The following is a 24,893-nucleotide window of genomic DNA, read 5'->3' as shown; positions in this document are numbered from 1 at the left end:
CCACCCCACGGGACATGACCCTGACTGCTCAAACACTCGCCCGCATCATCAGGCTGTGCAGCGCCCCGGCCGTGGCATCTACCGACCTGAACTCACTCGCCGACCTGGCCGGCCCGGCGGATACCACGACCAGTCCCACATGAACCGAGACTTCCGAGCCGTGTCGGGGCAGACACCACGAGAACTGCTCGACATCATGCGCCGAACACCGGCACGGCACAGCGTCGGGCACATCCAAGTCCTCGACGACTTCGGTCTCCGCGCCCCGACAGGCCGCCCCACATGACGGACGCCTTCCCTGAACTGCCTTTCCCACAGAAGGAGTTGGCCACTCACCTGCCGGGGTCAAGTCGCTGGGCGAGGTCGTGGGCCATGGCGCTGGTGAAGTCTCCGTCGTAAGCGCCGACGATCTCGACACGACCCACGGTGATCGCGTGGGCCACCATCGGAGCGCCCCACAGTTTGCCATCCACGACGATGGCGAACTGGTTGCGCGGGGACGGGGCCGACGCGAGGGCGCCGGTCAGCGTGGCGAAACGAGTCCGGTCGGCGGCCGTGAGGGTCACCTCCACCTGCCAGCTGCCGTCGACAGTGCCCTTCTCGGCCTTCGCCGCCGAGACGCGGACGTCGCTCATGCCGCCGGCCGCGTCGGCGTGAAAGCACATCGCCGGGTGGGTCTCGGTGCGGTGCACGGTATAGCCGCCGCCGGCCGGTGTGCAGGCCCGCTCTGTCGCCGAGGTGACCGGCAGGAGAGAAATCGTGGACGCCTTTGTGGCGCCTCGTCCTTCGGCGGGCTGCACCGCGTGGGCGCGCAGCGGGTCGTCGTCCGCGACAGCCACCCAGGCGGTGGCAACCGCTGCGGCGAGGGCAACCCCGACACCGACGCGCGCCAGCCTCTGTCGCCGCCGGGCGACCCGCAACGCGCCGTCGGCCAGGCCGACGAGATGGGCGTCGGCGCCGCCGTCGCACTCCCGGACATGGGCGTGCAAGGTGTCGTGCAGCAACGTTTCGTGCAGCAGGTCCTCGGTCGAGTCGTTCATGCGGTCACGCCCCTTCCGGAGGCATTGGAGGAGGCGGACGGCCCTGCCTCGGCCAGGGTGGTGCGGAGCGTGACGAGGGCCTTGTGGGTCTGGCTACGGACCGTTCCCTGAGCGACGCCCAGGATCGCGGCGATCTCGCTGTCGGGCCGGTCCTCGAAGTAGCGCAGCACGATCACCGCACGCTGACGCTTGGGCAGCCGCCGCAGCGCGGTCATGATGTCCTGCCGCTGGACGACGGCGTCGGCCCAGTTGGCGCCCTGTGCGGACGGCTGGTCCGGCACGGAGTCCGTGACCGTCTCCCGCCCCCAGCTGAGCAACCGGAAGCGATCCACCTGTGCGTGGTAGAGCGCGCGGCGCACATAGATCTCTGGCTGTTCCCGGTCACGGAGCTTCGACCAGCGTCGGGCCGTGGATGCAAGCGCGGTCTGGAGCAGGTCCCGGCCCTGCTCCCAGTCCCCGGTCAGCAGGTAGGCCGTCTGCAACAGCGATCTCGACCGCGCCGCCACGAACTCACGGAACTCGCGTTCCTCGTCGGCGTTCAATGCGCCCTCCCTCGTTCCCCCGTAAAGACGGGTACGGACACGCAAACGACTGCCCTGCCGCACCAACTTTCTCCGCCTCGTCCACCGGACAGCAATGCCGAAGGCCGTGGAAGGACGCCGGCACGCCAGGCCGGAGGGAGGAACCCGGAGCCGCAGACGACGGACTTCAGGCCGAGCGAAGGGTGATCGATTCCGCGCTCCCCGGCAGCGGCCAGCACCCCGCCCCGACGCACGGAAGAGAAGGAAGCAAGGAAGCAAGGAAGCAAGGAAGCTAACGGATGATCGCTGTCGTCGGGCCGGACAGACCCTCCCCGAAGTAAGCAGGGTCGAAAGGAGTGGCTCTCCTCGTGGCCGGTGCGGGACGGCCGGGGCGGGCGGGCAGCAAACGGCGCCCCTGGAGGCAGAGAGCGTCTCAGGAGCGGGCGTCACGGCTGTCTCCCTGGTTGGCTGATGACTGTCGGCACACGGGCCGACGCCCGACGAACTCCCATGAGGTGACCATGAACAGAGCCGGACGATGGCGGACCGCACGCATCGCCGCAGTGTCCCTGGCGACCGCCACGACCTGCCTGCTCACCGCAGGGTCCGCGAACGCCGCGACGCCGTACCAGTTCACCCTCTGCTCCGACGGCTACTACTCGTCGTACGCGACGTTCCCCACGAGGAGCCTCGCCACGAAGCTCGTCGCCCCGGGCACATGCACCACGCTGACCTTCAGCACCCCGGGCTCGGATCCCGTGGAGATCTACATGAGTGACGGACGGGTCCTCGGCGGCTTCTCCTTCGACCGGAGCGCCGGCGCGGGCGTCAGCACCACCGGTACCGCCTCCTCCCCCGGCTACTACCGTTGGTGAGGCGGTAGCAGGACGCGGTTGCCCGCCCAGAACTGTGTGCGGAAAACCGCGTCCCCGCGGTCCGTGCCGGTCAGCCCGGCAGCGCCTGGCCGCAGGCCCGGGCTGTGGCGGCGAGATGGTCCGCACCCCACAGCCCGGCGACCTTCTCGGCCTCCAGGAAGGCCGACTGCGCGGCCGCTCGGTCGCCGAGCATGGCATGCAGCTCTCCCAGCGCCTGAGCGAGGGGGCGGGTGCAGAACGCCGTGGTCGCCGCGGACCCCAGTTGGTTCCGGACAGGTTCTAGCAGGGGGATCAGGCGGGCCGCCGCTTCCCGGTCCTCGAAGACACAGGCCAGCCGCGCCCGGGCACCCAGGCGGACGGCGTAGAAGTGGTCCTTCGGGGGGTCGCGATGAAAGCGGACGGTACGTGCCTCGTCCGTCTTGCCCTGCAGGGCCAGCACCAGGGCGAGTGCCTCGCCGCCGCGCGGCCCCCAGGTCTCGTACACCTCTCGCGTGTGCGGCTCGATCTCCGCCACGCGCCCCTGGTTGAGCCTGATCGTGATCAGCCCGCGTGTGTAGATGTCCGCTCCGTGCCACGGGTTGTGGCCGCTGAGACGTTCCCGGACGCGGCGGTACGACGCCTCGGCCTCGTCGAACTGCCCGCGGGCGTGGGCGAGCATCGCCATGGTGGCCATGCTCGCTGCCTCCGCCCCGGCGATGTGGAAGCGGCGGGCGATGCTCAGACCGCGTTCGCCGTGCCGCCGGACGGCCTCGGCGTCGTTGTGGATCGCCGCGATCATGGAGTCGATGTGTTCGCAGACCCACTGGTAGGCGGGCAGCTCGTGGTGCCGGACGAGTTCTCTCAGCTCCGACACCATCACCCCGTACCGGACGAGCTGGTGTTCGTGCGGCATGAGCTTGGTCAAGGTGGTGAAGGCGGCGGCGAGCAGAGCGGGGTCCTCCACCCGGCGGGCGAGTGCCAGTTGCCGTTCCGCCGCTTCCGCCTCCTGTCCGGTGCCGAAGCCGGCGAGCTCGTCCACGAGCCTCTGGAGCAGGCGCACGGTGACGGACCGCGGCAGGTCGGGACGGTTGAGCAGCCGTTCGAGCGTGTCGACGACGTGCTGATCCACCGCCCAGTGCCGCCGGGTCAGCCATGGAGTGGGCTCGGTCCAAGCGGCGAACGCCGCCGCCACGAGGTCGTCCCGCCCGACCCCGCGCGCCTCCTGCACGGCGCGCTCGCCCGTGGCCTGCGCCGCGCCCACAGAACCCGTACGCACCTGCGCCCGCATGAGCCGGCCGTAGACGTCGACGAGCCGCTCGGCGCGCTGCTCCGAGGTGCCCGGGACGAGGTCGACGGCGGTGACCGCACCCGAGAGGAGCTCCACGGCGACGTCGTACGCGTATCGGCGTTCGGCGCGTTCGGCCGCCCGGACGGCATGGACCACCGCCCGGTCGGCCTGCGCCGGATCGGCCGAGCGTCTGAAGTGCAGTGCCAGGGCGTCGAGGTCGTTGGGGCGTAGGCGTTCGAGAACGTCGGCGAGTCTGCCGTGCAGGGAGCGGGCGCGCAGGCCGGTGAGCTCGGTGTAGGCGACGTCGCGCAGGAGAACGTGCGTGAAGCGGACGCGTCCCGGTGCGGGCTCCGTGAGCAGCCCCGCCCGGACGCAGGCCTCCAGCGAGTCGTACACCTCGGCCGGTTCCAGGTCGGACGCCTCGGCCAGGACGTCTATGTCGGCCTCGCGTCCGCAGACGGCCGCCAGGCCGATGACGGAGCGTTCGGCCGGCGAGAGGTTGGCCAGCCGCAGGCGCAGCACGTCACGAATGGCCTCGGGGACTTCGGTGACCGCCTTCAGCGTGCCCTCGACCGCCAGCAGGCGGGCGCTCTCGGTCACGAAGAACGGGTTGCCGCCGGTGCGTTCCGCGAGGGCGGCCACGGTCTCGGGGGCCACGTCGGTGCCGCACACCTCGCGCACCAGCTCCGCCACCGCCGGTGTGTCCAGCCCCCGCAGCGTCAGCCGGTAGGCGGAGAGCCGGGCGAGCTCCGCCTGGAACGGGGCCGGTCGGGAACCCGCCTCGTCGGAGCGGAAGGCCGCCGTCACGAGGACCGGCGCGCGCAGCGAGGCCGCACGACACAGCAGCATCAGTGTCTCGGTGTCGGCCCTGTGCAGATCGTCCACGAACAAGGCGAGGGGCTGCCGGGCCGCGACGGCGGAGAGCCACTCCCGCACGGCCATGTGCACCTTGAACCGGCCTGCGGCGGCATCCCGCGTCAGCGGCTCGCGGGCACCGCCGGGCTGCAGGAACGCGTCCAGCGGCTCGACCACGTCGGGCGGCGAGATCCTGGCCAACTCGCTCAGGGCCTCGACCCAGGCCCAGGCGGGCGGTGCACCGTCTTCCTCGGGGCACCTACCCGTGATCACGATCCAGCCCTCGCGCCTCAGCAGGTGGCCGAAGTGGTCCAGCAGTGTCGACTTACCGGAACCGGCCTCCCCGGACAGCGTGACGACGGCGCCGCGGTGGGAGGCCACCCGGGCCGCCTCCCGCAGCATGCGCAGTTCGGCGGTCCGGCCCTTCAGAGGGTGACGGTCCTGTTCCAGGCCTTGGGGCAGCCTGTTGACCCCTCTCCGGTGGTCAGGAACGGGGACGGCCCCGACCGGCCGGGCATCGTCCACCGCCTCGATCCGCGTCCGGGTGGGATCCGCGGGACCGGTGCCGCCGCGTTGCGGGCCGGGTGCCGCCCTGTGGAGCGACTCGTGCCGTCCGTGCAGGATGTCCTGTTCCAACTCCGTGAGCAGAACTCCTGGTTCGAGCCCGACGGTCTCGACCAGGACGGATCGCGCTCGGCGGAGCGCCGCCAGGGCGTCCGCCTGGCGGCCGGAGGCCCACAACGACAGGGCCAGCAGCCGCCAGGCGTCCTCCCGCAGGGGGGCGTCCCGCACCAGGACCTCCGCATCGACCGCGACCTCGGCGGCGTGGCCGGCGCTCAGGCCCACCTGCAGGAGCAGTTCCCGGGCCATGAGACGCACCTCGTCGAGGCGGGCCACCTCGTCTGCGGCCCAGCTGCGGTCCGACCACTCGGAATAGGGCAAGCCCTGCCACCAGGTCAGGCCCTCCTTCAACCGGTGCCACGACGCCTCGGGATCACCGGAACGCGCCTCGCGCACGAGTGCTTCGAACCGCCACGCGTCCACGGCCTCCTCCGGCACCCGCAGGGCGTAGCCGGGCGCGGCGCTCACGAGAACTCCGGCCGGCGCCCGCGGCGGGCGTCCCGGTTCCAGGGCGCGGCGCAGGTTGGAAATCAGTGGATACAACGCGGCCAGTGACCGCTCCGGGGAGGTGTGAGGCCACAGGTGTTCAGCGATGCGTTCGGCCGGTACCACGCTCCCGCGGGCCATGATCAACATGGCGAGAACGGCCCGCTGTTGCGGCCCTCCCAGCGCCAGGCGTCTGTCGGCCGTGTAGGCCTCCATGGGGCCCAGTACGTTCAAGCGCAGCATGGCGAGTCAATCTACCGAAGGTGTGAACGTGCACATGACCACATGTGATGCCAGGGCGGGCTGCCGGTGCGGGACAGGCCATCGGCGCGGCTCGGTCCGCCGGTCCGATGTCGAGGCCGGGTGGTCCCGGTTGCTGTCGGCCTGACCGGATGTCAAGTCCCCTCCAGGGTTCATCAAATGACGCCGATTCACCGACGGGGCGTCGAGTGCCCGCGCACAGCCTCGCCCCGAAGTGTCGGGATGTTGTCGGGATCCTGTCGTCTTCCCGTTGCTCTTGTGAGCCAGCCGAGGCCGAACCCTGCACCCGCTCCGGCCCGCTCCGTTGTCCGGACGGAAAGACAGACGCTGGCCAGGTTGACGCGCGCGCAGAAGGTGCCGTCCTCGCCATCCCATTGGCCTCCAAGGGCCTTCGGCTTTCATCGCCGTTGATCGGATGCGTCAACAGGGCCGGGAAGGACGCGGGAATGATCTCGATCGCGGTCGTCGCCAGTGACAGGATCACTCACGAGGGGACCGTTCGCCATCTCCGGGGACAGAGCGGTCTACAGGTCCTGCCGAAGGAACAGCATCAGCACGCGGACGTCCTGCTCGTGCTGACCACGGACGTCACCGAGGAGACACTCCTGGTCATGGAGACGGCCGCGGCAGGCTCGCTCAGACCGGACATGGGCATTGTGCTCGTCACGGGGAGCCTCTGCGAGGCCCATGCGGTGCGCGCCGTGGCGTGCGGCCTGCGGAACGTCGTCCGGCGGCAGAACGCCGGCTACGACAAGGTCGTCCAGGCCGTGCGGAACGTCGTCGCCGGGCTGGCGACGCTGCCGGTCACGGTCCAGGGCCGGCTGATCGACCACGTCACCGGCGTCCAGCGTCATGTCCTCCATCCGTCGGGATTGACGTCGTCGGGTCTGGACGCCCGCGAAGTCGAGGTGCTGCGCATGCCGGCGGACGGCCTGGACACGGTGGAGATGGCCCAGAAGCTGAACCACTCGGAACGCACCATCAAGAACGTTGTCGGGGCGATGACCAACCGGCTGGGGCTGCGCAACCGTTCCCACGCCGTCGCCGTCGCCGTCGCCTTCGCCCTGAGGTCCGGGGCGCTGATGTGACACGCCCGAAAGCGGGACACGACCCGTCGAGGAAGTGCAGGACAGTGCCGTCGAGCACGGTCCGGGTCGGCGCGCCCGCGGCGGTGGCCTGCGCCCTCTGAAGTCCTGGCTTTGGCCGTCGTAGGAGAACCACCGGCTGCTCGCTGTCCTCGGGCTCCTCTTGGCATGCCCCTGGGAGTGCACTTGGCGCCCAGTTGGAACCACGCGCAAACGCTCCGATTCCCTGATCCGGCGCGAAGATACTGGCCTCATGAAAGACGATCACATGTACGAACCCCCTCTGGTGTCCGACGTCACGGTTTCCGACCGATGGGGTGAGATCTCGGGCGTGCTGACCAACGACGGGCAACTGTTCTCGCTCACCTTCCGGGGACACCGCTTCGAGGGAAGCAGCCCCGACGCCCTGGAACTGGTGACCGCGCCCGAGGACGCCCCGCAGCCGCCGCGACTGGACGGCTCCGACCTGAGCGACTTCACTCTGCGATGGCCGACGCCCGTCACCGTACGGATCGGATCGCAGCTCACCCAGGCGGTTCTGACGTCCCACCTGGTCGTGCCCGATCGCGACGCCCCCGACCCGTCCCGGCACACATACGGCGTCTCCCTCTCGCTCGCGTTGCCGGACGGCGAGGTCGCCACCCGGCACGCCGGCGACATGGAGCAGGCGTTGTCGGAACTTCAGCGGGACGTCCCCGACGGGGTGGTCCTCCAGACCTGTACCACCTGCGCCCTCTCCGACTACCACCCGGGCGGAAACGGCTTCATGGGATCCCTCGCCTGTTTCCGGAACACGAAGGAGGAATTCGAAGCGGTCCGCACGAAGGACGACCTGTTCGCCCTGTGGGACTCCCGCGCCGGGTACGTCCAGGAAACCTATCGCTGCCCGGATTTCACGTGAGCGGAGCATCCTTCGCGGCGAAGGCGACCGTCTCACGGCTCCCTGCGGCCGTCGGCCCGGTCGCCGACCTCGCGCCCGTGTCCGGCGCACCGCGCTCGCAGTGGCTGCTGCTGACCACGGCAGGCGACCTGGTGCGGTTCGACGCCGACAGCGGCACGGCCCGGACGGTCGGCGCCACCACGGTCCCGGCGGAGCCACAGCCCGACTACTGGAGAGAGCACGTGGTGCGCCGGCGTCTGCACGCCTCGCACGACGGCCGGTTCGCCGGGATCGTCAACGACTACGGCCGCTACGGCGAAGTGGCCGACCTGGAGACCGGAAGGGTCACTCTCTCCCTGGACGGCGGCGACTACCACCAGTACACCGTTCCCTTCTCGTTCGCCTTCACCCAGCACAAGGGCCGGACCCTGGTCGTGCACCGCACGGCCTGGAACCGGCTGGACGTGTCCGACGCGCTGACCGGGGAGCTGCTGACCCCGCGCGACCCGGGGATCCCGCACCGCCTGGACTACTTCCACGGTGCGCTCGCCGTCTCTCCCCGAGGCACCCGGATCGCCGACGACGGCTGGATCTGGCAGCCGTACGGTGTTCCCACGGTGTTGAACCTCCGCTCCTGGATCGAGGGCCGTACCTTCGAGTCCGAGGACGGCAGGACGCGCAAGGAGTTGGACTGGCGGGACTACTACTGGAACGAGCCGCAGTGCTGGATCGACGAGCGCCATATCGCGGTGACGGGTCTGAAGGGCATCGATTACGAAGCGAAGTCCAGCACCCGGGGCGTGCGGGTCTTCGACGCAGTACGGTGCCGCGAACTTCTCGCCCTGCCAGGTGTCGAGGGCGCCCTCTTCGCCGCGGACGGGATGCTCTTCGCCGCCGCACTGGCGGGACTCCAGGCGTGGGACCCGGTGAGCGGGGAGCTGAGGGGCACCGTCCCGGGCTTCGTCCCCACCCACCATCACCCTGGCGCGGCCGAGTTGGTGGCGTTCGACGGGGAGACGCTCAGCCGCCTGCCCCTGAGCTGCCTCGTCTGACCCGCCACGTCGGCCGGGGACGTCCGACGCCGTGTGGGCCGTGGCCGCTCCGGCGCGGGTGGTCCCATGGAGCAGAGGTCCAGACCTGTCGTTCATCGACACGTCCGGGACACTCCGCAGGCCTCGCCGCGCGGATGACCCGCCGTCCTGTACAGCACGCACGATCGGCATCGCGGTGATCGCCGACGCCGAGGAGTCCGGTGACCAGGGCCCCGCACCGACCTGCCCGGGCCGCTTCGCACCGCGTCGTACGGCTCAGGTTCCCCCGAGCGCCGGTGCCGCCGTCTCGATGGAATGTCGGGAAGTTGTTGTGATCCTGTCGTCCTCCCGTACCCCTGGCCGTCTTCGGCGGCGACCGCCGGAACGGGAGGCGCCGCAGTCCCTACGATGGCCGACCATGTGTGCGTATGTTCTGGTCGCCGACGACGACCACAAGCAGGCCGACATCATCCGCCGCTATCTGGAACGGGAGGGGCACTCGGTCGGTCTCGTCTTCGACGGCCGGGCCGCGCTGGAGGAGATCCGGCGGCGAATGCCCGATCTGGTGGTCCTGGACTGGATGATGCCGCGCATGGACGGCCTGGACGTGTGCCGGGTGCTGCGCACCGAGTCAGATGTGCCGGTGCTGATGCTCACCGCGCGCACCGAGGAGGACGATCTGCTCCTCGCTCTCGATCTGGGCGCCGACGACTACATGACCAAGCCGTGCAGCCCGCGTGAGCTGGTCGCGCGGGTGCGCACCCTGCTGCGGCGGACGGGCCGCCCGGCGCCGCCTCCGGTCGAGGCGCCGCCACCGCCGGAACCCGTGTTCGCCGTGGGCACCCTCACCGTCGACCCCGGCCGGTTCGAGGTCCGGGTGGACGGGCGGCTCACCGAGTGCACTCCCGGGGAGTTCCGGGTCCTGGAGGTGCTGGCCGCCGCGCCGGGCCGGGTGTTCACCCGTAAGCAGATCCTTGAGCACCTGCACGGCATCGACCGCTACGTCACCACCCGTACCGTCGACGGACACGTCATGAACCTGCGCCGCAAGATCGAGCGCGACCCGACGCGGCCCGAACGTCTGCTCACGGTCTACGGCGTCGGGTACAAGATGGCCGACGTGTCGGTGCGCGACGCGGACCACCCGCGGCCCGCGGGCACGGCGAACCCCCTCGACGACGAGGGGGTTCGCCGTGCCCGGTGACCGGGCTCCGCGCAGAGGGCTGCGGTGGAGGCTGCTGTGGCTGTCCGCACTGGTCTCGCTGTGCTCCGTCGCCGCGACGGCCTGGCTCGTCACCAGTCTCACCGCCGTCGCCATCGGCCGTGAGCGCGGTCAGGCACTCGCCGACGACACGCGGATCTATGACACACTCGTCGGCTACGCCGCGACGCACCCCGACTGGGCCGAAGTCGCCCCGACCCTGCGCGAACTGTCGCAGCGGACCGGCCGCCGGATCATCCTGACCGATACCCGCCGGCATCCGCTCGCGGACTCGGCCGGGACCGCCACCACGGCCTCGCTGCCCGCCACCGCGTCGGCGACCGTCGACGCGTTCGCCGTCGACGCCGCTCTCGCGCCCCACGACGGCGCCGCCCCCGCTGACCGCATCGATCCGCGCGCCGTGGGCCCGTTTCGGCTGACCGCCCGGGAACGCGAGGCGCTGGACGCCACCGCGACGCAAGTCGCGGACTGCATGCGCGGCTCCGGGCAACCCCAGGACATAACAGTCGTACACGCGCCGAACGGACGGCCGAACGTCATCATCGACGAACGGCTCTTCGACACGGGCGACCGGTGCGGCGTCGACGCGCTCCTACCGCGCACCCCCACGGAGAACAGAGCCCTGGGCCGGCTCGGCCGGCTCCTCGACGACTGCCTCACCGACCGCGGCGCCGCGCCCGTACGGCTCGCCGACGACCTGACGTGGACCCCCTCCACCGCACGGGGAGTTCCGGACAGCCGGGCGGTGACGGCATGTCTCGCCACAGCGCGGCGCGAGCAGCTCGATCCCTACGTGGCCCCGGCGGCGCTGCTCTTCGCCACCGCGCCCCACCAGAGAATCTCCACCTTCTTCGACCTATCCCACACCAACCGCGCCCGCATCGCCGGTGCCGCCGTGCTGGTGCTCCTGACGACCGTGACAGTCACCTTCGTCGCCGGCACCCGCATGGTCCGGCCCCTGCGCGCTCTCACCGACGCGGCCCAGCGGCTGGCCGACGGCAACGAAGGCGCGCGGGTCGAAGTGGCGGGAGACGACGAACTCGGCCGGCTCGCCACCGCGTTCAACCTGATGTCCAACCGCCGGGAGCAACTGGAGAAGGTGCGCCGAGCCATGGTGAGCGACATCGCCCACGAGCTGCGCACCCCGCTCAGCAACATCCGCGGCCTGCTGGAGGCCGTGGAGGACGGTGTGGTCCCGGCAGACGGGAGCGTCGTGTCCTCGCTGTTGGAGGAGGCGCTGCTGCTCCAGCACATCATCGACGACCTGCGCGACCTGGCGGCGGCGGAAGCCGGGGCGCTCAGGCTCCACCCGGAAGGCGTCGACGCCACCGCGCTCCTCGCCCAGGTCGCCCGCGGCCACCAGGGCAACGCGGCCGCCGCCGGGGTCGAACTGCGCGTCCGGCCAGGTGAGGCGCTCTGGCTGCACGCCGATCCCGTACGGCTGCGGCAGGCGGTCGGCAACCTCGTGTCCAACGCCGTACGGCACACACCGGCCGGCGGCAGAGTCACGCTCTCCGCCGAACCGGACGGGCGCGAGGTGGTGATCCGCGTCGAGGACACCGGCTCCGGCATTGGCGACGACGACCTGCCCAGGCTCTTCGACCGGTTCTGGCGAGCCGAGAAGTCACGCAGCCGGCAGGGCGGCGGCAGCGGACTGGGCCTGCCCATCGTCCGCAAACTCGCCGAGGCCCACGGCGGCAGCGTGCAGGTGTCGAGCCGGCTCGGCGCGGGATCGGTCTTCTCACTGCGGCTGCCGGCCGGGTGAGCGCACCGCCGGCGGGCCGGGCCGAGCGGCTGCGGAATCGGTCCGGGCGGACCCGGCCGACGATCGCCGGGTCCGGCCTCTGTCGGCGAGTTACGGGCGTCCTGTGGGTACGCCGGGACGGGCCGGGCACGGAAATTCTGAACAACCGGCAAAGGTTCCCGACAGGTTCCCGACAACGGACGCCGACCATGAGGCGCTATGACCCACCAGGACACTCCCGGCCGCAGCCGGTTTCTCGGCGCGGCCGCCCTGCTCGTGTGCGCCGGCCTTCTGACGGGATGCGGCGGTTCCGGCGACGGCGCGGCACGCCGGCCGGACGTGGCTTCCGTGAACAGCGGTTCCCCGGAAGAGAAGACAGCCGCCTCCGCCGCCCCCTCAGCGGACGACGGCCGCCCCCAGCTCCGGCTCGACAGCTCGGACGCGGAACGCGACCGCTATTGGCACATCTACGCCAGCTGTCTGAAGGACCACGGGCACAAGATGCTCACGCAGCGCGGCCCCGACTCCATCGACGACACCGACCAGAGCCCCACCGCCAAGGCGGCCGTGAAGGCCTGCGCGAACCGGCTCCCCCTCCAGCCCCCGGAGCTGGACCGGACGAAGAACCCACACTACGACGACGACTTCCGGGCTTACGTGAAGTGCCTGAACAAGGAGGGGCTCCACGTCACCGCCCTCCCGGACAACTCCGGGTGGACGTACGACGGCAACACGTCCATGAGCGCGGCCCACCAGGCCGAGATCGACAAGAACTGCACCACGGAGGCGTTCAGTGGGAAGCAGCGGTAAGACCGTCGCGGCGCTGGGCGTCCTGGTGGCGGCCTGCACCGCCGGAGCCGTCGTGTGGACCGGCACACACCCACAGCGGAACGCCGAGGCCACGGGCCCGGTCCGAGTACGGACGGCGACGGTCACCCGCACCGACCTGTCCGACAGCCGTACCCTGCCGGGCACTCTCGGCTTCGGCCGTCCGCACACGCTCAAGGGAACGGGCGAGGGCATCGTGACCCGGCTGCCCGCTCCAGGCACGCGGGCGGTCCGGGGGAAGGCCCTCTACCGGGTGGACGACCGGCCCGTCCCGGTACTCTTCGGGGACACCCCGTTGTTCCGCACCCTGTCCAAGCCGGGGGTACGCGGCCACGACGTGAACGTGCTCGCGGACAACCTCCACGCGCTCGGCTACGACACCGGTCCCACCGTCGGCTCCAGAGGTCCGACCGGCGAAGGCGAGGAGTTCACTCCCGGACTCGCCGCGGCGCTGAAGCAGTGGCAGTCCGACACCGGGCAGCAGCCCACCGGCACGCTGGTGCCGGGGCGCGCCGTCGTTCTGCCCGGTCCGGTGCGCGTGGACACGATCACGGCGCATCTCGGTGACCCTGCGGACAGTGACCTCCTCGCCTACACCGCCACCACCAAATCCGTCACCGTACCGGTGGACGCCACCGCCATGGGCACCGTCAAGGCCGGCGACAAGGCGGCCATCACCCTGCCCGACGGCAGGACGGTCGGGGGCCGGGTCACCGCGCTCGGCCGCACCGTCCAGGGCGGATCCGCCGATGACGCAGTGACGCCGACGGGCCCCGCCACGATCGACGTGACCGTGGTCCCCACAGGGCGGCGGACTTCCAGGCACTGGACGCGGCGGCGGTGCAGGTCCGGTTCGACACGGCCACGCGCAAGGGTGTGCTCGCGGTCCCGGTGAGCGCGCTGGTCGCGCTGCGGGAGGGCGGTTATGCCGTGCAGCGTCCGGACGGCACCCTGATCGCGGTGGCCACGGGCATGTTCGCGGGCGGCCTGGTCGAGGTCAGCGGCACGGGACTGACCGCCGGCACCAAGGTGGTGACGGCATCGTGAACGACCACGCCGGCCCCGTCCTCCTCGTCGACTCCGTGACCAGATGTCACCCCGGTGGCGTCACCGCGCTGGACCGGGTGTCGCTCCAGGTCGATGCCGGCGAACTGCTCGCCGTCGTGGGCCCGTCCGGGTCCGGCAAGTCGACCCTGCTGCACATCATGGGCACCCTCGACCGGCCGACCACGGGCACGGTCCGCATCGGAGGACACGACGTCGACACGCTGGGCGACCGCCGTCTCTCCGCGCTGCGCGCGCATCAGCTGGGATTCGTGTTCCAGCACTTCCATCTCGTCGACGGACTCGACGCCACCGAGAACGTCGCCACCGGCCTCCTGTACGCGGGCGTCCCGCGCGGCAGACGGCGACAGATCGCCCGCGAGACGCTGGAGCGGGTGGGCCTGGGCCACCGCCACGCCCATTTCCCGCAGCAGCTGTCCGGCGGCGAGCGCCAACGCGTGGCCATAGCCCGTGCGGTGGTCAACCGCCCCGCCCTGGTGCTGGCCGACGAGCCGACGGGCGCGCTGGACGCGGCCAATGGGACGGCCGTCCTGGACCTGCTCACCGAGCTGAACGCACAGGGCACGACCCTGGTCGTCATCACCCATGACCGTGACATCGCGGCCCGGATGCCCCGCCGGGTCGAACTGCGCGACGGCCGGATAGCGGCCGACGAACGAGCGGGAAGTGCCGCATGAGCAGCGGGAGTCACCCTGCCGGACCCCGTCCCGTCCGGCTCGCTTTCACCGATGTCCTCCGGCTCGGGCTGCTCGGCATCCGTGCCCGTGGACCGCGGGCCGCGCTGTCGGCGCTCGGAATCGCGCTCGGCGTCGCCACGCTCGTCGTGGTGAGCGCCGTGCCCGCCTCCGGGCAGCGCGCACTGATGACCGAACTGTCCGCGCTGGGCACCAACATGCTGCGCGTCGCGCCGCAGGCGGACAGCGACCCACCGGTGGTCCTGCCGACGGCCGCGGATGCCATGGCCGCCCGGATCGGCCCGGTGACCGAGTCGAGCGCGGTGGCCAACACCCATCACAGCGTGCTGCGTTCCGACCGCGCCGACCCGGCCGACGGGTCCGGGCTCAGCGTGCTGGCGGCGCGCACCGACCTGCTCGCGGCGGTCCACGGGACGGTCCTCTCGGGGACATTCCTGTCGCCTACCACAGAGCGCTACCCCACCGCCGTGCTCGGGTTCCGCGCCGCTTCCCGGCTCGGCATCGACCGGGTACGCCCAGGCGGGGACGCGGGACAGGTCTACGTCGACGGCCACTGGTTCACCGTCATCGGCGTCCTGGACCCGCTGCCGCTCGCTCCCGACCTCGACGTGTCCGTCCTGGTCGGCTGGGACGCGGCCCGCGAGCTGCTCGGCTTCGACGGTCACCCCACCGTCGTCTACGTCACGGCCGCCGAGTCCCGGATCGAGGCGGTGCGCGACGTGCTGCCCGCCACGGTGTATCCGGAACTGCCGGGACTGGTCCAGGTCAGCCGTCCCTCGGACGCCCTGGCCGCCAAACGCGCCACCCAGCGGACGTTCTCGGTCCTGCTGCTCGGGCTCGCGGGCGTCGCCCTGCTCGTCGGCGGCGTCGGCGTGGCCAACACGATGGTCGTCTCGGTGCTGGAACGGCGCCGCGAGATCGGGCTGCGGCGGGCGCTGGGGGCGGGCCGAAGACAGATCAGGGGGCAGTTCCTGGCCGAGTCGGTGGCCCTGTCCGCGCTCGGCGGCTGCGCCGGCACCGTCCTGGGCGCGGCCGTGACGGCGGGCTACGCACTGTGGCAGTCCTGGCCCGCCGTGTTCCCGCCGCTCGCGGTGGCGGATGGTGTCCTCGGCGCGGTCGCCGTCGGCGCAGCAGCGGGCCTGTACCCCGCCGTACGCGCCTCCCGGCTACCCCCGACCGAAGCACTGGCGGCGGTCTGAGGGCGGAAGCCGGAGTCCTGCTGTACGGCCGTACAGCAGGACTCCGGCTTCGCGGGCGGGTGACCGCATGGCCGACAGCGTCCGGCTGGGTTCGCGGCCTCGGGACATCGCCGCCCGTCGCCGCCCCGCGCGCACCTGGCTCAGGAGGTTGGCAAGTGTCGCGTCACTGATCCTCAGGGGCGGGGCCGTCGTCCTACACGTTGCGCCAGTGATCCACCTCGAACCCGACCCGGGGGCCATGGGTTCGACGGTCGTCACGGCGGAGACCGGAGGCGATGTTGATCGTGAAGGCGTCGGCGGTCGTGGTCGCGCCGCGTTCGTGGAGGAGGGCGGCGATCCGGGTGCGCAGCTCGTCGCGGATCCGGGCCGCCATGGTGAGGTCGCGTTCGAGATCCGGCGGGCCGCCGTCGCCCTGGCCGGCCAGCCGGACGGTCGGCAGCCGCAGGCCGTGGGCCAGGTTCCAGAGCCCGGTACGGACAACGTGCTCGGCCAGGTAGTCGAGCCTGGAGCCCGCACTGTCCGCCATGGTGCCAGGCGTGTCGAACGGGATGGAGCGGAACTCGGGCGCCGACACGGCGTGGCCGTGGAGGACGACCAGAGTGAGCGGGTTCGCCTCGGCCGAGGCATGGTCGTCGGACAGCAGTTCCGCGTGGGACTCGTGCATCGACTCCCCGGGGCGCTTGCTGTATGAGCGGAAGTACCACTGGTGCTTGCCGTCGATCATTGAAGCGACCTTCGGCATGGCCTTGGCGGCCCGCTGGAACGTGCGGTCCTGCTCCTCCACGGACGCACCCCGGTCGCGGGCCTCCCGCGCGGTGACCAGCAGGTCGGCGAGCTGGGCCTTGGACTTGAGGGCTTCCTGCCGCGCCGGGTCAGCGCCTACCCGTTCGGCGAAGCGCACGCGCTCGTGCAGTTGGGCGGCCAGCGCGCGCAGGCGGGCGGCGGAGCTGCGCAGGTTCTCCTCGACCGCGGCGCTCATCTCCCTGTTGTTCCTGCTGACCCGGGCGTGGTTCTCCAGGGCGAGCTGGGACTGGCCGTCCTCGCTGGCCAGGACGACGCTCGCGAAGTGGTAGCCGAAGTGTGATCCGTTGCTCGCCGTGGGTTTGGCGTAGTTGACCGCAAGGGTCGGCTTTCCGTTGTCGTCCTCCGCGTTGATCGACTGGACCAGGTAGCCCTCGCCGACCTCGGCCCAGGCTCCCTCGTTGATCCCGATCCGCCGCGCCGCCCGCGCCACGGCGTCGCGGCGCGGGTCGTCCACGTGCTCGTAGCTGAGCGCGCTGCCGTACTCCCGGCCGGGCATCGGCGCACCGCCCTGACCGCCGACGCCCCGGTTGTCCTGGGCCATCTCCGCGGCCGCCCAGGACGGGCTCGTGAGAGCCATGGCGATCTGCCCGTCCGCGACTTTGGCCAGGGACTCGGCGAGGTAGTGCGTGCCGGTGACCTCGGCCGTGTCCAGGGCACTGATCCGGCCGGTCGAGACCTGTCCCGGCACCCGAAGCACCGCGTGAGAGGCCCTCAGTTCGCCGGACACCATCTGTGCGAAGTCCCGGCAGGTCTCCTCCTCGGAGCGGCCCGAGCGGGTCAGGAACCGCGGAGTGACCTGGAGCAACGGCGGCGTGGGCAGGGTGTCGCCCCGGGGGAAGGTGAGGGAGATCTCCGGGTCGGCGTTCAACCGCACCTTGCTGCCGGCGGCGGCCAGCTTCGCATTGGCCTCGTCGACGGCCCGCTCGGTGGCGTACGCGTGCTGGCTGAGTCCGCCGGCGTCGATGGCCAGCGTGCGGTCCTGCGACACGTGGACCTCGGGGAACTCCCCGATGGGCACCACGTCGAGTTCCTGAGTGGGCAGGAACAGGGGAGCGGCCGAGGAGCCGGCGGGGTCGGCCGTCAGCTGGGTGGCGGGCAGCCGGTGGAAGAGCACGGATCCCTCGGTGGCGGCCCGGACCGTGTACTCGTCGGTGGCCAGACGTTGCGCCCGCAGGTGCGCGAAGTGGTCGGGGCCCGCCGCCGAGGTGGTCGGAGCCCAGTGCGGGTCGCGGCCGGACAGCTCGATCCGCTCCACCGTAGGCTTCCCCTTCCCGCGCGCCCGCGCGAGTTCGAGCTCCCCGCCGGACGGCGACCAGACCCGATTCCCCGTCGCGGCGAACACGGCTTCCGGCAGGCCGAAGGCGTCCTGGGGAAGACCGCGCACGGCCAGCACGATGTCGGCGTCCGGCGGCCGGTTCGGGTCGTGCGCCAGCAGCGCGACGAAGTCCTCGACGTTCTTCAGCCGGATGTTCCCGTGCGGGGTCTCCAGGGTGATGTGGTCGCGACCGACACGGGCCAGGACGACGTAGGCACCCTGGGCCCAGGGCGTGGCGTGCCGAACGCGTTCCCCGCTCTCGTGGCGGACGTGGTACTGGGTGGGGTCGAACTCGGGCCGCCCGATGCCCCTCCAGTTCCTGCCGCCGCCGGTCAACTCGGTTCCCTCCCCCCAGACGCGGCCGGTCAGCTCCGTGACCTCCGCGTCGGAGAGGTCGGCGAACGGCGCGGCGGCGGGGGGCCTGGCCGGGGACGCCGGAGCCGGATCCACCGCGAGCAGGATCCCGCGGGCCGCGGCTCCGGTCAGCCCAGGCGGGGCGACGGCCGGCTGCCCGGCCTCCCCGACGTACGGCAGGTCGCGCAGGACCGGCCCGGACTCGGTGACCTCGGCGATCGTCCGAAGGTAGGTGTCGGGTACGTCGATGGTGTCGATGTCGGCCATGAGGCCGGTCCGGTCAGACTGCTCTTCGAGGCGGCGGAACAGCGTCGTGACGTCGTGGTAGCGGTCGGGCAGACCGCTGTAGTGCAGCAGTTCGTGGAGTGCGCGGGCGTCGTCCCGCACGCCCTCGTCGTCGCCCAGCGGGAAGGTGAACTGGTCCCAGTCGCGCTGCGGCGCGTCGCTGCGGCTGATCTCCACGGCCTCCGGGTGGTCCGGCCGGTGCTCAAGGTCCACGTCGATGTGCAACTGGTCGCCCGAGCCGGGCAGTCGGCGCCCGTCGTTCACGTGCGTGTCCAACAACGACTGGAGCCGCTCGCGATAGGCGGCCAGCTCACCGGGCCCGAATCCGTCGCCGAAGCGCACCGGGAGGTGCAGGGAGAGGTTGCGGACCCAGCGGCCGTCCTCCGCCTGGATCCGGGCGACGGCCGCACGGACCACGACGTCCCGTCCGCCCAGCAGTCCGGCTCCGGGGCGGTCCGCAAGGGGGTCGCGCGCGGGGTCGTACCGTTCGGTCCGCAGCACCGCCCAGGCGGCCTGCTCGCGCCGGGCTCGCCACTGCTCCGGCCGCAGGGGCGGGCGGTCGTCCGAGGGGGGTGCGGACGGTACGGCGGATGCGAGGGTCTGTGCCGCGTGGACCGGGGGCGCTGTGGCCCGGTGCGCCGAATCTTCGCCGGCGACAGGTGACCCGTGGCCTGCGCCGGCCGGGTGAGTGACCGTGATGACCGCGCGGCGCCGGGCCTCCGGAGTGTCCTGGGCCAGGTCGGTGCCGTGCGGGAGCTCCGGGCCGCGGGACTCGGCCGTGATCGTGAACGCGTCCGACGTCAACGGGGAGCCCAGGTCCCGCAGATGGGCGTCGAGTCGCCGCGCGAAGAGCGCGCGGACGCCCTCGGCACGTTCGGCGCCGATCTGGACCGCCCTGCCGAAGTGAGGCAGGCCGGACACGGACGCGGTGCCGTGCCCGGTGACCAGCACGGCCGGAAGCCCGAGCCCGCTGTCCGCCCGCCGTACCGCGTCCTGCGCCACCTCGGCGGCGAACACGTCGACGTGGGCGGTCTCGGCGGGGGTGGGCGCGGTGACGTCCTCGGCGGGGAACGTGATGCCGCGTGTGAGCGCCGGGATGGAGGCGGGCGCGGGTGCCTGGGGCTCGGTGTGCACGGGTTCCGGGGCGGTCGCCATGGCTTCGGCGCGGGGGGCGGTGTGTGCGGAAACCGGCACGGTAGCCACGGCGTCGGCGCCAGGCGCACGGGGCTCGGTGTGCACAGGCTCCGGCACGGTCCCCACGACTTCGGCGCGTGGCGCGCGGGGCGCGAAGTCGGACGAGTCAGTGTCGGCCGGGCGGGAGCCGGGTGGAGAGAGGTGGGACAAAGGAGCGGCGGCGGGTTCGCGGCGGGGCGTGTCGAGCGGCAACGAGGCGATGGACCTGTGCGCGGTCGCGGAAGAGGACGGAGCGGTGAGGCGGCGGGACAGCCCGAGGGGCGACGGGGCACCGGAACCGGAAGCCGACGCGGCCACCGGACGGCGAGTGGAGCCCGAAACGAACGCAACCGCTGAACCCGAAGCCGACGAAGCGGCCGGCCCCTTGGGAGCGGTCCAGTGGAAGATGTGGCCGGTGACGGTGCGGGGGGTGCCGTAGGGGCCGTTGTCGTCGTGTCCCCGGACGGTGAATCTGACGGGCTGGCGCATCAGCGCGGCCGCGCCGGTGACCTTGGCCTTGCCGGGTTCCGTGGCCGGAATGCCGTGCGGCGGCTGCGCGTTCGGGGTGGGCCTGCTCGGTGTGCCGGGCGTGCGTGTGACGGGGCGGGTGGAGTCGAAGGTCTCGTCACGGGTCATGCGCGCGGTGGAGAGGGGGACGCTGCTCACCGGGTCCTCGGTGAGGATCGCGAAGTCGAGCGGGGAGAGGGACCAGTTGTACGTGTTGGTGGCGGCGGTGGCGGACTCGCCCTTGACGGCGACGGAGAGTTCGTCGTCGGCCGCGTCACGGCGGCCCACCTCCTGCGGGGGCCCGATGGCCTCCATGGACAGGGCGACCGAGGTCCCGGGCACCCGGTACTCGCCGGACGGGGTGTCGAGCTGGTGGAACAGGGCCGGCAGCGACTGTCCGGAGAACACCTGGCGGATCGCGAACTGCTCCTCCAGAGTGAGGCGTTGCTCCTTGCTCAGGTCGTGCTCGTGTCCCAGCCGGGGGTCGGCCGTGTAGGTGTCCAGGAAGCGGGAGACCGTGCCGGTCAGCTGCGTGGGCAGAGTGGAGCGCGCCGCCCATCGGGTCAGGTCCGCCCCCTGGGAGAGGGCCCACGAGTAGTAGGAGCCCATGTGTCCGAGCAGTCCGTCGCCCCACGGACGTGGTGTCGCCTGGACCTGCACGGCGGTGTCGTGCAGGGACTTGGTGTTGTCGAAGCCGACCAGGTCGTGTGCCTCGCGCAGGGCGTCGTGCCAGCCGGTGCGCTCGGCCGGACCCGGTCCGGGCAGCCGATCGAGCTCGATGCCGAACGGGTGCTCGGCCGAGGGTGCGGGGCGGAGGGCGTCGTCGCCGGGCACCTGCGGGTGGGGCGCGGCGGTCGCGCTCTCGGTGAGGGATTCGGGCACCCAGGCGGTCGTGCCGTACGGACCGATGGTCCGCGGCTCCTCCGGCAGGTGTACGAAGCGGCCGGTCTCGGTGCGCCGGGTGACAGTCACCTCGTAGCTGAGGCCGGCGGTGAAGCGGGCGTTGGTGTCGCCGTAGCCGGACGTCTTGTGGCCGACGGTGGTGGTCACGCCGGACTCGGCGCTGCTGCCCCGGCCGCCTTCGAGTCCGCCGGCGGGGGTGATGGAGACCGAGTTGAGGTGGGGCACCGCCGGAGGACGTACGGAGGCCCGGAGGTTGCCCTCGGCGCCGAGCGTGCCCTTGGCGCCGGCCTTTCCCTTGACGGTGTGGGCGACGGTGACGTCACGGGTGAGGGGGCGGTCCGAGCGGGAGCCGTCGTCGCGCCAGCCGTCGGCGATCCCGCGCACCAGCACCTCGGTGACGACGTGTCCGGCACGCGTCACCTCGACATGCCGGTCCAGGATGCCGGGGCCGACGAGTTCGTCGTAGCGGGCGGCGAGCGTGTCCGGTGAGTAGGTGTCGGCGAAGGGGAGGGCGGCGACCGGGACGATTCCCGCGTCCGGTCCCCGCAACTGCCGGTCGATCTCCTGGAGTACGGGGTCGGTGCCGGGGATCTCCACCAGAGCACCGCCCGAGATGCCCTGGTCCAGCAGGGTGGCACGGCGTTCCGGAGGCAGGACGGCCGGGTCTGTGAGCGCTTCGGCGTGCAGGCGGGTGACGTCCTCGTCGGACAGGAGGACGTAGAAGTCGTGGTGATGGCGGATCGGGCGTCCCACGTGCGAGGCGCCGGACCCCTCGGTGAGACGTCCGGCGACGCTCACCTCGGCCGTGGCCCGGTAGACGTGCCAGGTGCCGGTGTGGCCGGCCTTGCGGGTGGTGGCGGTCTGCTGCTTGAGAGTGTCCGCTGCGTCCCACTGCCCGCCGGCCTTGCCCTTGCCGCCGCCGCGCACCTGGAACGTGGTGGTGAGCGCGCCGGTCGCGGTCTCGGGGAACAGACCGAAGTCAGGTCCGAGGCTGCCTTTGACGGACGTCGACGTCTGGTCGGCGACGGTGGTGGCGCCGCTCGCCTTCAGCTCCAGGTCGAGGGTGCTGTCCCCGGTCAGCGTCTCCGCGTAGTGCAGGTCGATCAGCCGGGTGCGCACCGACAGGCCCACGGTGTCGGGGGCCCGGCCGTCGTCGACGTGCCGGTCGAGCGTGTTGGCCCAGCCGGCGTGCGAGGCGGACACCAGGCCGGGCAGCTGGGCGCGGCCGGCGAGTGCCGTCACGGCCTCGTCGAGTTCGGGGACACGCGGTGGTTCGACGTCGGGCTCCCGGGACCGGTACGCCGCCTCCAGCGCGTCCCGCGCCTGCCGCTGGAAGGCGGCCTCGTCGGTGACCCGTGTGACGGCGTGCGCCTGCGGCAGCCGGGCGGGCCGCAGATGCCGGGGGGCGGAGGCCGAGCGCTCCGCTTGCCGTACCTCGACCCGCAGCCGGTCCTCGGCCCCGAGGACCACCTCGCGCACGGTGTCCGCTCCCCTGCCGTCGGCAGGACGTTCGGCCGGCAGGGTGCCCGGCGGGTTTCCCTCCCTGTGCGGGGCGACCAGCACCCGGTACGTCATCGGGTAACTGAAGGCGTCCGCCGGTCCCTTGTGCTGGAACGTCCGCTTGGCCTGCGTCTCGCCCGACGCGACGGTCTGCCGGGAGGGGCCGTAGGAGAGGTCGACACCGGCGTTCCCGAACGCCCGTACGGTGTCCGGCGGGTTCAGTGCCCTGCGCAGATTGCCGCTGACCCCCAGGGTGTGCTTGCCGCCCCGGGTCACCGCCTTGTCGGTGGCGTGCGCTCGGGCCACCGTGTCCTTAGCGGTGCCCGTCGCCGCCCCGTCGTGGTGCCCGGCCCCGATGTCGGCCCGGACGACCACCTCGTACGTACGACCGGGCAGCCCCGGCAGGTGGGAGGTGTCCAGGGTGATCCGGAAGGTGCCGTCGAGGAGCCGTCCGCCGTCGGCGCGCAGCCCGGACCGGGAGAGGCGCTCGCGCAGCAGGCGCTGGTTCTCCATGGCCTGCGGAGTGACCCGTCCTGCCGCCGCGCCCTCGGGCGGCGGCAGGGTGCCGGGCGCCAGCTCGTGCAGCCGCTCGGTGATGTGCCGCTCCAGCTGCCGGGCGCCGGGCACGTCGACGAAGGCGGTGCGCGCGGCGATCAGGGGTCGGCGCAGGCTGTCGGCGGCCGGGGCGGGAGTGTGGCTGCCGTCGGCGGCGGCGGACGGCCGGTGGCTGACGCGGATGACCGTGCCGGATCGTGGGGCGGACGGGTTCTCCTCGTCCCGGGCGGGCGCGGCGTCGGGTTCCGCGCGGACCGCGTGCAGTCCGTCCGTACCCGGGGACAGCCGCTCGCGCAGTACTTCCAGCCGGAACCGTACGGCCGTCCTGACCAGGTCGCCGGTGCCCTTGTGCTCCAGGCTCCGCTCCAGCGAGAAGGTCTGCTTGCCCTTCTCCTGGTGGGCCTGGCTGTACGCGTAGGAGTAGCCGCCGGTGACCGTCAGCCAGGACGACTCCTTCGTCCTGCTGCTCTGCCACAACCGCCGCGCGCCGCCGCCGTTCAGGCCGAGGCCCCAGCCGGAGGTGTCGGTGCGGCCCGTGGCGTGCTCGCCGGTCTCCTTGCTGGTGACGGTGTCCTTGTCGGCGACCGTGCCCTCGCGTGCCGACCTCCCGGGCTCCAGGGTGAGCCGGAGCCAGGCGTGGCCGCCGTCGCTGAGGTCGAGCCGTTTGGAGGTCAGGCCCCAGCCGGCGGCGTGCTCGAAACCGTCGACGACGTTCTTCGGGGACAGGAACTCCAGGATGTCGTTGTGCGCGGTGCCGCCGGGGCGGGCCTCGCTGGGCAGGTGGCGGAAGACGTCCTCGTGCAGCGTGGCAAGCCCGGTGATGTCGAGCGGGCGGCCCTCCGCGCCGTCGGAGCGATCGCTGTCCCAGCCGTTCCAGTCGCTGGCGCGGCCGTCCGCGGGGGCCGGGTCCGGGCGGGTGATCTCCGCGGTCACATCGGCGGTGAGAGGGGCACCGGCGGGGCGCGGGAGCGGGCGGCCGTCGGGGCCGGTGACGGTCGACTCGTAGCGGAACCGGGAGACGTAGGTGTCGGTGGGTCCGGTGAGCGAGGTCTTCGTGCCTGTCTCGGCGCCGGCGTTCAACGAGGTGTCGGTCGCGTGTGTGCTGCCGCCCGCCTTGACGGACGGGGTGATCAGGCCCAGCCGGTCGCCCCGCGCACCGTCCGGGAGGATCACGGTCGGGGCCAGGTCGAGGCCCGCCTGCGAGGTGGTGAGCGCGGTCTTCTTCGGCTCGGCCGCGCGCTTGGCCTCGGCGGACCGGTCGAAGCTCTTGCCCTCCTTCTCCTCGGCCGGTGCCTGGTCCGCGCGCAGCCTCCAGGAACCGGGCCGGGCCGTGAGCACCACGTCGTGCACGTCGCCGGCCACCCGGAGCTGGAAGCGCCAGCCGCCGTTGACCATCTCCTCGTGCCGGGTGCGGAAGTTGGCGGGGTCGAACTCCGCGTCGAGCGTCTGCACGACCTGGCGGTCGGTGCGGTGAGCGGCGGGCAGGGTCGCCAGAACCTGCTCACGCAGGTCCTCCGGGCCGGGGGCGTCGGTGATCCGGATACCGGCCAGCGACTGCTGGTGACGGCCGCCCAGCAGGGCGGGCGGGCCGGGCGCGCGAGGTGGTCCGTGGTCTCGGGGTCACCGGCCCGGTGCGGGTCGTCGCCGGGCGGAGGCGGCGGCCAGGGGTCGCTCTCCGGCGCCACGGCCGTCGGCTCCGGCTCGGCGGGCTTGAACGGCTCCGCGAGAGGCTTCGCGGGTGGCTCTGAAAGGGGCTCGACAAGGGGATTCGCCAGGGGTTCCGCGAGGGGAGCCTTGGCGGGCGATGTCTCGGGCAGCGCCT

The 24,893-nt window shown here is 72.2% G+C and carries 15 protein-coding genes; 11 read left to right on the top strand and 4 right to left on the bottom strand.

The annotated features are described in order from the left end of the window. Positions 1-332 precede the first annotated feature (332 nt). Positions 333-1,040, bottom strand: a complete 708-nt coding sequence (locus tag JHN45_RS25545; protein ID WP_201050784.1) for a hypothetical protein — start codon at positions 1,038-1,040, stop codon at positions 333-335. Further along, on the bottom strand, positions 1,037-1,582 hold the full coding sequence (locus JHN45_RS25540; protein WP_201050783.1) for a SigE family RNA polymerase sigma factor: 546 nt from the start codon (positions 1,580-1,582) through the stop codon (positions 1,037-1,039). Before JHN45_RS25540 ends, JHN45_RS25545 begins: the two co-directional genes overlap by 4 nt. A gap of 500 nt (positions 1,583-2,082) precedes the next feature. On the opposite strand from JHN45_RS25540, the gene JHN45_RS25535 reads away from it, so the two are divergent. After that, positions 2,083-2,436: a hypothetical protein gene (locus JHN45_RS25535; RefSeq protein ID WP_201050782.1), complete on the top strand. Its 354-nt coding sequence runs from the start codon at positions 2,083-2,085 to the stop codon at positions 2,434-2,436. 70 nt (positions 2,437-2,506) lie between these two features. Here JHN45_RS25535 and JHN45_RS25530 read toward each other — a convergent pair whose 3' ends face one another. Further along, a complete protein-coding gene (locus JHN45_RS25530) occupies positions 2,507-5,908 on the bottom strand; it encodes a BTAD domain-containing putative transcriptional regulator (protein WP_201050781.1) in 3,402 nt (1,133 codons plus the stop codon). 464 nt (positions 5,909-6,372) lie between these two features. On the opposite strand from JHN45_RS25530, the gene JHN45_RS25525 reads away from it, so the two are divergent. The 10 genes from JHN45_RS25525 (at position 6,373) to JHN45_RS25485 (ending at position 15,675) form a co-directional block, all read left to right on the top strand. Continuing rightward, positions 6,373-7,014, top strand: coding sequence for a LuxR C-terminal-related transcriptional regulator (locus tag JHN45_RS25525; protein WP_201050780.1), 642 nt, complete (start codon positions 6,373-6,375; stop codon positions 7,012-7,014). Positions 7,015-7,264: 250 nt separating this feature from the next. Then, on the top strand, positions 7,265-7,912 hold the full coding sequence (locus JHN45_RS25520) for a DUF6304 family protein (RefSeq protein WP_201050779.1): 648 nt from the start codon (positions 7,265-7,267) through the stop codon (positions 7,910-7,912). Continuing rightward, complete coding sequence (locus JHN45_RS25515) at positions 7,909-8,943, top strand: YncE family protein (RefSeq protein ID WP_201050778.1); 1,035 nt, start codon at positions 7,909-7,911, stop codon at positions 8,941-8,943. Before JHN45_RS25520 ends, JHN45_RS25515 begins: the two co-directional genes overlap by 4 nt. 397 nt (positions 8,944-9,340) lie before the next feature. Next, entirely contained in the window at positions 9,341-10,126 is a 786-nt protein-coding gene (locus JHN45_RS25510; protein WP_201050777.1) for a response regulator transcription factor, read from the top strand. Then, entirely contained in the window at positions 10,116-11,909 is a 1,794-nt protein-coding gene (locus tag JHN45_RS25505) for a HAMP domain-containing sensor histidine kinase (RefSeq protein ID WP_307783195.1), read from the top strand. Before JHN45_RS25510 ends, JHN45_RS25505 begins: the two co-directional genes overlap by 11 nt. A 198-nt stretch (positions 11,910-12,107) precedes the next feature. Beyond that, complete coding sequence (locus tag JHN45_RS25500) at positions 12,108-12,698, top strand: hypothetical protein (RefSeq protein WP_201050776.1); 591 nt, start codon at positions 12,108-12,110, stop codon at positions 12,696-12,698. Further along, positions 12,682-13,611: a hypothetical protein gene (locus tag JHN45_RS25495; RefSeq protein ID WP_236584087.1), complete on the top strand. Its 930-nt coding sequence runs from the start codon at positions 12,682-12,684 to the stop codon at positions 13,609-13,611. The genes JHN45_RS25500 and JHN45_RS25495 overlap by 17 nt, the downstream gene beginning before the upstream one ends. Then, complete coding sequence (locus JHN45_RS53200) at positions 13,608-13,763, top strand: hypothetical protein (RefSeq protein ID WP_236584086.1); 156 nt, start codon at positions 13,608-13,610, stop codon at positions 13,761-13,763. The genes JHN45_RS25495 and JHN45_RS53200 overlap by 4 nt, the downstream gene beginning before the upstream one ends. Further along, entirely contained in the window at positions 13,760-14,458 is a 699-nt protein-coding gene (locus JHN45_RS25490; protein ID WP_201050775.1) for an ABC transporter ATP-binding protein, read from the top strand. Before JHN45_RS53200 ends, JHN45_RS25490 begins: the two co-directional genes overlap by 4 nt. Continuing rightward, positions 14,455-15,675: an ABC transporter permease gene (locus JHN45_RS25485; protein WP_201050774.1), complete on the top strand. Its 1,221-nt coding sequence runs from the start codon at positions 14,455-14,457 to the stop codon at positions 15,673-15,675. The genes JHN45_RS25490 and JHN45_RS25485 overlap by 4 nt, the downstream gene beginning before the upstream one ends. A 193-nt stretch (positions 15,676-15,868) precedes the next feature. Here JHN45_RS25485 and JHN45_RS25480 read toward each other — a convergent pair whose 3' ends face one another. Then, positions 15,869-24,523 (bottom strand): hypothetical protein, encoded by an 8,655-nt coding sequence (locus JHN45_RS25480; RefSeq protein ID WP_201050773.1) that lies wholly within the window; start codon positions 24,521-24,523, stop codon positions 15,869-15,871. Positions 24,524-24,893 lie beyond the last annotated feature (370 nt).

The organism is Streptomyces sp. MBT53 (genome assembly GCF_016654115.1).
In the GTDB taxonomy this organism is placed as follows: Bacteria; Actinomycetota; Actinomycetes; order Streptomycetales; family Streptomycetaceae; genus Streptomyces.
The sequence above is the reverse complement of the archived record's forward strand: the minus strand, read 5'-3'. Positions and strand labels throughout refer to the sequence as shown.